Source organism: Candidatus Eisenbacteria bacterium (assembly GCA_035577985.1).
Classification (GTDB): domain Bacteria; phylum Desulfobacterota; class Binatia; order DP-6; family DP-6; genus DATJZY01.
Window position 1 is genome coordinate 23,500 of record DATJZY010000050.1, and the last position, 11,309, is coordinate 34,808.

Consider the following 11,309-nt stretch of genomic DNA (forward strand, 5'->3'; position numbering starts at 1 on the left):
GCGCGCTCCATCAGAGCAATGCGTCGGCGAGGATCCGGACCGCCGCCGCGTCGCGGCTTCCCACCAGCATCGTCGTGACGGGGCTCTTCTTCCACGCCTGGGCGCGATCCTTGATGCGAGCGGCCGAGCCGCACAGGGAGATCTCGTCGGCGAACCGGTCGGGCACGGCGGCCGCCGCCTCCGCGCGCTTGCCCTCGAGGAAGAGCCGCTGCACCTCGTCGGCCTCGCGTTCGAAGCCGAAGCGTTTCACCAGGTTCAGGTGGAAGTTCTTCCCCTTGGCGCCCATGCCGCCGATGTAGAAGGCGAGCATGTACTTCACGGGCTGGAGCGCCGCCTCGAGATCGTCGTTCACCGACACGGTCACCGGGCATGCGACCTCGAAGCCGGGGCGCATGTCCCTGAGCGACTCCGCGTACACCTCGGGCCGGTAGGGCGAGTAGTACAGCGGCAGCCATCCGTCGGCGATCTCGAGCACCATCGCGATGTTCTTCGGGCCCTCGGCGCCGATGTAGATCGGGATGTGCGTGCGCAGCGGCGCGTTGATGAGCTTGAGCGGCTTGCCGAGCCCGGAGCCCCCGCGCAGCGGCAGCTGGTACTGCTTGCCCTCGAACACGACCGGGCCCTCGCGTCGGATCATCTGGCGCAAGAGCGCCACGTACTCGCGCGTGCGCTCCATCGGGCGCGGGAAGGCCTGTCCGTACCATCCTTCGACGACCTGCGGGCCCGACACGCCGAGACCGAGGATCAGCCGTCCCTTGGAGAGGTGGTCGATCGTCATCGCCGTCATGGCGACGCAGGCGGGCGTGCGTGCCGAGATCTGGATGATGCCGGTCGCGAGCTTGATCTTCGTCGTGCGCGCACCCATCCACGAGAGGTACGACACGGCGTCGGAGCCGTAGGCTTCGGCGGTCCAGACGGAGTCGTAGCCGAGGCGCTCGGCTTCGAGGACGAGGTCGATGGGATCCTCGGGGCCGAACATCCAGTAGCCGAGCATGAGGCCGAGCTTCATGACCGGCAGGCCATAGCGCGCGGGCTGTGGGGAATCCACCGGCGGCACGGCGTCCACGCGGGGTGGTGGTCTACGCGTGGACGCCGTGTCGCCGCCGCTCACATCTGCGAGCGGATCGTCCCGGGGAGGCTGATGGCGGCGGGTCCCGGGAGATCGGCGGACCCGTCGACCAGCAGATTGCCGCTCGCCGGAACGCAGAAGGTCGATGCGAGCGTCGCGGGTTGCGGGGTCACGGCCGAGAGTGCGGCGTTCGGCGCGGCGCCGGTCTCGGTGATGGACCTACAACTCGCCGCGCCGAAGCAACCGGCGGACGTCTGACCCGGGCAGAAGAGGCCGAGCGGATTCGACTTGCTCGCCGTCCCCGTCGTCACGGGCGAGAGGTTCGCGAGCAGCGAGCCCAGATCGAAGCTGCCGTCGCTGCCGCCGGGCTGGCAGTCCTTCGAGAGGCCGTGCGAGTTCATCGTGGTGCACCCGAGCCCGGCGCGCGCGCCGCGGTCGCAGGTGCCGCTGCCCGGAGCGCCCGGCGTGCCGGTCGCCGAGCAGCGCGGGCACGGCTGCGTCGAGTTGCCGGTGACGAAGAGATGCAAGTCGAGCGCGACGTTGGCCGTGGTGGCGCCGGTCACCAGGTTCACGGTTCCGCTCGACGGGCTCGCGAAGGTGCTGACGCCGCACACCGAGAGGCCACCGTTCGGCACCGGCACCGGAGGACCGAAGAAACACCCCGTGGTCGTACAGTCGAAGCCCGGCCCGGCGGACGTGGTCGCGCTCAACGGACACGCCGTGAGCAGCGACAGGACGCAGCCGAGGTCGGAGGCGTTGAGCGCGAAGTGATTGACGGCGCCGTCCGGGAGCGTCGACGGCGGCAGTGTCGATGCTCCACCTCCCAGCGCGAGATCGCCGCAGGCGAGGTTCTGCACGATCGTGCCCGCGCCGTTGCGCGTCGATCCGCAGGTCCCCCCGCCGCCGGTGCTCGAGAACTCGACGGTCAACGGGAGGAGCGGCGGAAGGAGCGTCGTCGTGCTGGTGCTGGTGGTCGTGGGCGTGCTGGTCGTCGACGCACCCGTCGTGCTGGTGGTGGTGGGTGGCGCGAGCGTCGTCGTGGTCGTCGTGACGCCGACGTCGGAGAGCGTGACCGTGCCCGAGAGACTCGCCGCGCCCGGACCCGGGAGGCTGGCCGCGCCGTCGATGAGGAGATTCCCCGTGGCCGGGATGCAGAACGCCGACGCGAGCGCGACCGGCTGCGGGGTGTCCGGCACGAGCGCGCCCGCCGGAGTTCCGGTCTGCGAGAACGATCGACACGCGGTGCTGCCGAAACAGCCCTCGCCGCCACCCGCGGTCTGTCCCGGACAGAAGAGCCCTGCGAGATCCGAGTCGCTCGCCGTGCCGGTCACGACCGGCGTCAGGTCGACCGAGATCGATCCGAGGTCGCTGCCGGTCGGCGGGCAATCGGACGAGAGCCCCTGCGAGTTCGTGCTGACGCAGGCGCCGCCGGAATTGGTTCCGCCGTTGCACGTCCCGACGCCCGGGTTGCTCGGCGATCCGGTCGCGGAGCACAGCGGGCACGGTTGCGCCTCGTTCCCGGTGACGAATACGTGCGAGTCGAGCGGAACCCCGAGCGACAAGACGCCCGTCGCGGTGTTCACCGTGCCGCTCCCCGGAGCGGCGAGCGTGTTCACGATGCACGTCGAGAGACCCGCGTTCGGGATCGGGAGCGGCGGACCGAAGTTGCAGCCGGTGCCGGTGCAGTCGATCACGCCGGCCGGAGCGTTCGTCGGCGCGAGCGTGCAATCACTGCCCGCGCAGCTCGTGACGACGTAGCGGCTGGTCGCACCGTCGGGGACGGGACCCTCCGGAACGCTCGAGCCCCCTCCACCGAGATTGAGCGTGCCGCATCCGAGGTTCTGGATCAGCCCCGAGGTCCCGTCCCGCGACGTGCCGCACACGCCGGCTCCCGGCGTGGTAGTGAAGTCGAGGACCGTCGTTCCGGCCGGCAGGGTCGTCGTCGTGCTCGTGCTGGTGGTCGTGGGCGTCGCCGCCGTCGACGTCGACGTGCTGGTCGTGGTGGGCACCGCGGTTGTGCTGGTGCTCGTCGTCGTCGAGCCCGACGGCATCGTCGAGGTCGTGGTGCTCGCCTGCAGGAGCAGCACGGTGCCCGGGAGCGTGATCGCTCCGGGACCCGGTAGCGACGCCGCGCCGTCGATCAGCAGGTTGCCGGTGGCGGGCACGCAGAAGGTCGACGCGAGCGTCGCGGTCGCCGCGACGTTGGGCGTGATGGGTCCGGACGGCACGCCCGTCTCACGGATCAGGCGACAGGAGCTGCTGTTCGGATTCGTGAAGCATCCTGCGCTCGCCTGCGAGGGACAGAACAGTCCCGTGGACGACGACAGCTCTCGCGTGCTGGTCGCGAGCGGCGTCAGATTGACCCCTATCTGTCCGACGAAGACGGCGCACACGCCGCCGCCGGGACATTGGCTGCTCGACGTGCAAGCGCCGTTGTTGTTGGTCCCCTTGTAGCAGCGGTTTCCCGCCGGGCCCGACGCCGGTAGCGGACAGTCGCGCGAGAGACCCTGGGAGTTCGTGCTGACGCAGGGGCTTCCTTGGTTGGGGCTGCCTTCGCAGACGCCCGTGCACGGGCTGCCGGGCGTTCCGGCGCAGGCCGGGCCCGAGACCGATCCGCTCCGGCAGATGGGACACGGCTGCGCGCTGACTCCGGTCACGACGGTGTTCGAGTCGAGCGACACGTTGGTGCTCGCGGCGCCGGTTGCCGTGTCGAGCGTACCGGTCGCGGGCGCCGCGAACGTGTTCTGCACGCAGGTCGACAGCGATCCGTTGACGATCGGCAGCGGCGCCCCGAACTTGCAGCCGGCATCCGTGCAGTCGAAGCTCGGGCCGGACGCCGTGGTCGCCCCGAGCGTGCAGGTCGTGCCGACGCAGTCGGCGGTGAAACGGCTGGTCGATCCGTCGGGCGTCGGCCCCTCCGGAACGGTCGAGCCACCGGCGCCGAGGCTGAGGCCGCCGCAGGTGAGGTTCTTCAGCACCGCGGTGCCCGCCGTGTCGCTGTACGTGTGCCCGCATACGCCGCCCGCCGGACGGGTCGTGAAGTCGAGGAAGCTCGCGCCCGGCGGCAGGGTCGTGGTGGTCGTCGATCCCGGCGGCTGCGTCGTCGACGTGCTGGTCGTCGACGCCGGCGGCTGCGTCGTGCTGGTGGTCGTGGTCGTCGGACCGCCGCGGCACTCGGCCGGATACGGGTCGAGCGCGTGCACGCCCAGCGAGTCGACGCAGTCGACGTCGAATTCGGTCACGCACGCCACGCAGTCGACGAGCGCCGAGAGGTCTCCGATCGGTCCGCCGCACGCACTGCCGCCGGGCACGGTCACGGACGGACACGAGGCCGCGAAGCCGATCTGCGCCGGCGTCAGGTCGTCGCTGCCGCCGCACGCCGCGTCCGCACCGCCGCACGCGTTGCAGAGGCTCGAGCGTGCGCGCGCCTCCGCGCGCTGGATGAGGAGCGCCGCGCGGCCGTCGCCGGGGCTCGGGCAGTCGTTCGCGTGCTGGCCCTTGAAGCGGCCCTGCCAGCAGCGCGCGAGCGTCTTCGACTTCGCCTTGAGGAACTTCGACGCGTAGCGACCGATGGCGCGCTGGCAGCGGTTCACCGCCGAGGCGCTGCCGAACTGCCCGCTCGCGAGGCCGCCGTAGTAGAGCGCGATCGACTGATCGACGGCTGCGTCGCCGACGCACGCGACGCAGGTGCCGACGTCGCCGCAGCTCGCGATGGAACCGCTGCAGCTTCCCGCCGGAAAACCGGGACAGGTGGGATCGCTCCCCCATCCGATCGACGCCAGCGGGAGGTCGTCGCCCGTGCCGCAGGCGCCGTCGGCGCCGCCGCACGAGGCCGTGATCTTGGCGAGGAGCCGATCGCGGGCCCGGGCGACGAGCGTGGCGGTCTGCGTCTCGTTCGCGCAGACCTGGGATGCCGGCAGCCTTCCGCTGACCTTCCCGTCCTCGCACTTCTGCAGGAGCTTGCTGCGCGTCTGGACGTATTTCGCATAGGCCTTCGACGTGTCCGCCTGACACCTGGCCGCGCTCTGCGCGTGCCCGGTCGCGGCGAGCGCGAGGACGGCCATCACCGGCGCAACGGCCTTGGCAAGCATCCGCATGGCCCTGCTGCTACGTGCCCCGACCGCCGGTCCGGCATCCCGTATCCAGGTAGGTTCGCCGCCTTTTCTCGGGGGGCATCCCATTCGGACGGGACTAGGTTGCGGGGCGACAATCGACTAAAGGCGTGCGGCAGGACGGCGCATGGGACGACTCACGGTAGTGCTCGCGGACGATCACACGCTCGTGCGCCAGGGCGTCCGCCGCATCCTGCAGGCCGACGGCGAGATCGGCGTGGTGGGCGAGGCGGGCGACGGGCTGGCGGCGGTGGAGCTGGTCCGCCAGCTCCACCCCACGGTGGCGATCGTCGACATCGGCCTGCCGTTGCTCAACGGCATCGACGCCGCCGCGCAGATGGCGAAGGTCGATCCTGCCGTCAAGATCGTGATCCTCAGCATGCACGGCGACGTGGCGTATGTGCGCCGCAGCCTCAAGGCCGGTGCGCACGGCTACGTTCTCAAGGACGCCGACGACCTCGACCTCGTGCGTGCGGTGAAGGCCGTCGCCGGCGGCGGATCGTTCTTCAGCCCGGCCGTGTCGTCGCTCCTGCGCGAGAGCTTCCTCGCCCCCGAGGCGCCGGCCACCGACGACGCGCTGGCCATCCTGACAGATCGCGAGCGCCAGGTCCTGCAGCTCATCGCCGAGGGCCGGTCCAGCAAGGAGATCGCGAGCCTCCTCGACATCTCCATCCACACGGCCGAGAGCCACCGCAAGCGCGTCATGGAGAAGCTCGATCTCCACAACACGGCCGAGCTGGTGCGCTTCGCGATCCGCAGCCGCATCCTCGAAGCCTGAGAGATGCGAACGGTCGGCGCGCGCGTTCCCGCGACGACGGTCCCCTAGACGCGCTCGACGCGGACCCGCACGTACCGGTGGTGCGGGATCCCGGTGAACGGATCCCGATCCGCGACGTCCGTCAGCTCGTTCTGGTTCGCGCCGTTGACGACGCCGTCGGCCGAAACCATGCCGAAGCCGTTCGGCATCCAGACGTGGCCCGTCATGAGCTTCGGGTCGAGCTGCGCCGGCATGGTGAGGCTGCCGCGATGCGTGGAAACCCGCACCTGGTCGCCGTCGCGGATGCCTAGGGACGTGGCGTCGCCCGGCGAGAGGTTGAGGGCGCAGTGCGGCCCCTTCCCCTTCCGCCACGCGGGATCGCGCTGCACGGTGTTGGCCGTCCAGCGCGTGCGGAGCCCGGCCGCCATGACGAGGGGGTATGCGGGATCGACCGTGGGCTCGGTCGCGATCGCACGCCGGATCTCGCCCATCATCGGCTCGGGCGCGAGCCGCAACTTGCGATCGGCGAAGCCGAGGTGGTCCTCGAGGTTCGTCGCCATGCGCTGGCGCGCGATCTCGACGCCCTCGGGGTGCTCGACGATGCGGCGGAAGATCTCGGTGCCGAGATCGAAGGGCATCTTCCCCTCCCACTCGGGGCCGAGCGTGCGCACGACGCTTTCGGTGCGGAACATGGCGTTCAAGTGGGCGAGCAGCCACATCGCCGCCAGCGACGGCGACGGCAGGTACGGCCCCAGCGTCCGATAGGTCCAGAAGATGAGCTGGTTCTCGCCCTGCGTGGCGGCCGCTTGCGCGGTGCCGAGGAAGGCCATCGCCCCCTCGGGCGTGTGCGCGTGCTTCGCCAGCTCGTGGAGCTCGGCGGGCGGCTCCCCGAAGAGCCCGATCGCCTCCGCGAGGCGGACGTAGATCTCGGGCTCGGGGAGCGTGTCGGGCATCATCGGCACGACCGGCGGCCGCACCTGCACGAAGATCTCCGGCGCGCCGCGCGGGAACGCCGCCGTCTCCCACTTCTCGTACCCGGTCGGCGTGGGGAGGACGTAGTCGGCGAGCCGCGCCGTCTCGGTCATCGCGGGGTCGATGACGACGAGGAGATCCAGCTTCTCGCGCGCCGCGCGCCAGCGCTGCGCGTCCGAGTACGAGAGGAGCGGGTTCGACCCCTCGACGACGACCGCGCGGATGCGCTCGGGGTGATCGACCAGGATTTCCTCGGGCACGAGCGAAGGCGAGAACATGCCGGCGTTGCCGAGCGCGCGGATGGCGGGAATGCCCGACACGAGTGCCCGTTCGGGATCGCGGACCAGGCTCGGGTCGACGACGGGCGGCAGGAACGACTCGAGGAACACGCAGCCGCCGGTCCGCCCGAGGTTGTTCGTGAGCACGAGCAGCGCGCGGATCAGGTAGGAGATGAGGGTCGAGAACGGGGTCTGCTCGACGCCGAGATCGAAGAAGATGGCCGCCGACTCGGCCTGGGCGAAGCCGCGCGCCGTCTCGAGGACGGCGTCGACGTCGAGGCCGCAGCGCGCCGCCATCCGCGCCACGTCGACGGCCGCGAGCTCGGCGCGCAGCGCGTCCAGCCCGATCGTGCTCCCGTCGACGAACGCCTCGTCGTCGAGCCCCTCGCGCACGATGACCGCCGCCATCGCCAGCAGGAGATAGGCATCGGTGCCGGGGCGAGCGCGCAGGTGCCGCGTCGCGCCGCGCGTCGTCTCGGTCTCGCGCGGATCGACGACCACGACCGTGCGCGTCTTGTCGTCGGCGAGCGTTTTGAAGGTGTCGGTCGCGTTGTGGCCGCGGTTCGAGATCTTCGGATTCGTGCCGAGGACGAGCAAGAAGCGCGCATGGTCCACGTCGGCGTGCAGGAACGCCGTCGGCGACGCGTCGAACATCCACTGGTCGAGCAGGTTGTGCTGCGTCTTCTCCTGGGCGAACGCGTTGAACCAGCGCCGCGAGCCGATGCCGCGCAGGAAGCCGAGGGCGTAGGGCGCGTCCATGTGGTTGCCCTGCCCGCCCACGCCGACGAGCGCGATCGACCGGGGTGTGTGCCGGCGGCGGATCTCGGCCAGCTTGGCGCCGACCTCGCGGACCGCCGTGTCCCAGTCGATCTGCTCGAACGTGCCGTCGGGACGGCGGCGCATCGGGTGGCGCATGCGGTCGCCGTGCTCGACGTAATGGGCGATGCTGAACGCCTTGTTGCACACGTAGCCGTGGGTGATGGGGTTCGTCTCGTCGCCGCGCACGGCGACGATGCGGCCGTCCTTCACGTCGACGCGAATCCCGCAGTTGTGGCTGCAGAGTACGCACACCGTCGGAAGATTCGTCCCCGTTGCCGCTGCCGTCGTCGTCATCGAGCCTCCTGTTGCGCGCGGTGGCCGCGTCCCGGGCGCGCCGTCATGTCGCGCGCCGTCACCGGATCTCCGCAGTGCTCGCACGTGAGCCGCAGCGTCGTCGCACGCCCGCACCGGTCGTGCACGCGCTCGACGGGCGGCCCCTTCCTGCCTGCCATGTGCTTGTCGCCCCACCCGGCGATCGTGACGATGACGCCGTAGAGGTCGTGACCCTTTTCGGTCAGCCGATACTCGAAGCGCGGCGGCCGATCCTGGTAGCGCTCCCGCCGCAGCACGCCGTGCTTCACGAGCTTCGCGAGCCGGTCGGCGAGGCGATGCCGCGAGATGCCGAGGCTCGCCTGGAACCCGTCGAACCGCCGCGTCCCCAGGAACAGGTCGCGCAGGACGAGAAGCGTCCAACGATCGCCGATCACGGACAGCGTCCGCGCGATCGTGCAGTCGAGCTTGCCGACGTCCCGCCAGCGCACGGGGGATCCTATGGTTCCAAAATGGAACTGAGGCAAGGCAGCCAAGCTGTGCGCAGTGCCTGTGTTGGACCCTCGGGGCCAATCCCGCTATTGGTGGACTCGTGGGTGGTGGTAGCGGCGGGGGCCGTGGCGCGGCGGTCGTGTGGCTCGTTGCGCTCGCTGCGACCGCCCTCCCGCTCGCGGCACGCGCGCAGACGCCCGTCGTGACGATCGTCGCGACCGATCCGAGCGCGTCGGAGGCCGGCCCCGACGACGGCACGTTCACGCTCACGCGCGTCGGCGACACGACGGCCGGGCTCACGGTCGACTACACGATCAGCGGATCGGCGACCGACGGCACCGACTACACGACCATCGGCACCTCGGTCGACTTCGACCCGGGATCGCCGACGGCAATCGTGACGATCACGCCGCTCGCCGATCCCGACGTCGAGGGCGACGAGACCGTCTCCCTCACGCTCGTCGACGGCGTCGACTACGATCTCGGCGTCGACACGATGGACACGGTCACCATCGCCGACGATCCGCCGCCCACGACCACGTCGTCGTCGTCGAGCACCAGCAGCAGCTCCAGCACGACCGACACCACGACCACGAGCACCTCGTCGACGACGTCCTCTTCGACGACCACGTCGTCCTCGACCACCACGTCATCGTCCACGACCACGTCGTCGTCCACCACGACGTCGTCCTCCACCACCACGTCCTCCTCGACCACGACGTCTTCCACGACGACCTCGTCCTCGACCACCACCTCGTCGTCCACGACGAGCACGACCTCGTCGTCGACCACGACGTCGTCGTCCACCACCTCGTCGACGTCCACGACGACGAGCAGCAGCACCACCACCACGACGACCCTGCCGCTCGTGACGATCGTGGCGACGGATCCCGCCGCCTCCGAGGTCGGCCCCGACGACGGCACCTTCACGCTCACGCGCACCGGCGACACGTCGATGCAGCTCACCGTCAACGTCACCATCGGCGGCTCGGCCACGAACGGCACCGACTACGCGATCATCAGCCCCCTCGCCGTCTTCGACCCTGGCTCGTCGACGGCCGTGGTCACGATCACGCCCATGGCCGACGCCGACGTCGAAGGCGACGAGACCGCCGACCTGACGCTCATCGACGGCGTCGACTACGACCTCGGGGTCGACACGATGGCAACGGTCACCATTGCCGACGGCACGGCGACCACCACCACGTCGACCTCGTCCAGCACGACGACCTCGAGCAGCACCACGTCGTCGTCGTCGACCAGCTCGAGCACCACCTCGTCGTCGACCACCACGTCGACCAGCACCACGTCGACGAGCACGAGCAGCAGCACGACCACGAGCACGCTGCCCATCGTGACGATCGCCGCGACCGACCCGGCCGCCTCGGAGGTCGGGCCCGACGACGGCACGTTCACCCTCACGCGCACGGGCGACACGTCGATGCAGCTCACCGTCAGCTTCACGATCGGTGGCACGGCGACGAACGGAACAGACTACGCGATCATCAGCTCCCTCGCCGCCTTCGATCCGGGCTCGGCGACGGCGGTCGTCACCATCTCGCCGACCAACGACGGCACGGTGGAGGGTGACGAGACGGTCACCCTGACGCTCCAGCCCGGCGCCTCGTACGACCTGGGCGCGCAGACGCAGGACAGCGTCACGATCTCCGACAACCCGACGCCGATCGTCACGGTCGAGGCGACCGATCCCGACGCGTCCGAGGTGGGACCCGACACCGGCACCTTCACCTTCACCCGCACCGGCGATGCGACCTTCCCGCTCACGGCGACCATCACGGTCGGTGGCTCGGCGACGAACGGCAGCGACTACGCGGCCGTGAGCTCGCTGGTCGACTTCATCGCCGGCTCGGCCACGGCGACCCTGACGATCACGCCGGGCCCGGACGCGCTCGTCGAAGGCGACGAGACCGTCGTGGTGACGATCGACGACGGGGCGCAGTACGACGCCGGCACACCGGCCATGGCCACGGTGACGATCGCCGACGGCACACCGGGCACGACGACCACCACCACGTCGAGCACGAGCACCACGACGAGCACGTCGCTCGCCTCGACGACCACCACGACCAGCACCACGTCGTCGACCACGACCTCCACCTCGACCACCTCGACGACCACCAGCACGAGCACGACGACGAGCACCCTCCCCGTCGTGACGATCATGGCGTCGATGCCGAACGCGTCCGAGGCGGGCCCGGTCGCCGGCACGTTCACCCTCACGCGAACCGGCAGCACCGCCGCAACCCTCACGGTGAGCTTCGCGATCGGCGGCACGGCGACCAACGGCCTCGACTACAGCATCATCAGCTCCCTCGCCGACTTCCCGATCGGCTCGTCGACCGTCGACGTGACGATCACGCCCGTGAACGACGGACTCATCGAGGGCAACGAAACGGTCACGCTCACACTCGCGGACGGTGCAGCCTACGACCTCGGGACGCCGAGCCAGGACACGGTCACGATCGCGGACATGCCGCCGCCGGTGATCACGGTGCAGGCGACCGACCCGAACGCCTCCG

The 11,309-nt window shown here is 70.4% G+C and carries 6 protein-coding genes; 2 read left to right on the plus strand and 4 right to left on the minus strand.

Annotated elements, in window-relative coordinates:
* Positions 1 to 10 precede the first annotated feature (10 nt).
* Positions 11 to 1,009: an LLM class F420-dependent oxidoreductase gene (locus VMS22_08215; GenBank protein HXJ34014.1), complete on the minus strand. Its 999-nt coding sequence runs from the start codon at positions 1,007 to 1,009 to the stop codon at positions 11 to 13.
* 98 nt (positions 1,010 to 1,107) lie between these two features.
* Positions 1,108 to 5,166: a hypothetical protein gene (locus tag VMS22_08220; GenBank protein HXJ34015.1), complete on the minus strand. Its 4,059-nt coding sequence runs from the start codon at positions 5,164 to 5,166 to the stop codon at positions 1,108 to 1,110.
* Positions 5,167 to 5,308: 142 nt separating this feature from the next.
* Here VMS22_08220 and VMS22_08225 point away from each other — a divergent pair, with 142 nt between their 5' ends.
* Positions 5,309 to 5,959 (plus strand): response regulator transcription factor, encoded by a 651-nt coding sequence (locus VMS22_08225; protein HXJ34016.1) that lies wholly within the window; start codon positions 5,309 to 5,311, stop codon positions 5,957 to 5,959.
* 44 nt (positions 5,960 to 6,003) lie between these two features.
* Here the strand turns inward: VMS22_08225 and VMS22_08230 are convergent, their stop codons facing one another.
* Both VMS22_08230 and VMS22_08235 read right to left on the minus strand, forming a co-directional pair.
* A complete protein-coding gene (locus VMS22_08230) occupies positions 6,004 to 8,301 on the minus strand; it encodes a molybdopterin-dependent oxidoreductase (GenBank protein HXJ34017.1) in 2,298 nt (765 codons plus the stop codon).
* Positions 8,298 to 8,768: a helix-turn-helix domain-containing protein gene (locus tag VMS22_08235; protein HXJ34018.1), complete on the minus strand. Its 471-nt coding sequence runs from the start codon at positions 8,766 to 8,768 to the stop codon at positions 8,298 to 8,300. The genes VMS22_08230 and VMS22_08235 overlap by 4 nt, the downstream gene beginning before the upstream one ends.
* Positions 8,769 to 8,869: 101 nt before the next feature.
* Here VMS22_08235 and VMS22_08240 point away from each other — a divergent pair.
* On the plus strand, positions 8,870 to 11,309 hold a 2,440-nt coding region (locus VMS22_08240; GenBank protein ID HXJ34019.1), incomplete at its 3' end, for a Calx-beta domain-containing protein.

Excerpts from the sequence above, each read along its gene's own strand:
- VMS22_08215 (HXJ34014.1), bottom strand. The coding sequence starts at position 1,009 with ATGAAGCTCGGCCTCATGCTCGGCTACTGGATGTTCGGCCCCGAGGAT.
- VMS22_08220 (HXJ34015.1), bottom strand. The coding sequence starts at position 5,166 with ATGCGGATGCTTGCCAAGGCCGTTGCGCCGGTGATGGCCGTCCTCGCG.
- VMS22_08225 (HXJ34016.1), top strand. The coding sequence starts at position 5,309 with ATGGGACGACTCACGGTAGTGCTCGCGGACGATCACACGCTCGTGCGC.
- VMS22_08230 (HXJ34017.1), bottom strand. The coding sequence starts at position 8,301 with ATGACGACGACGGCAGCGGCAACGGGGACGAATCTTCCGACGGTGTGC.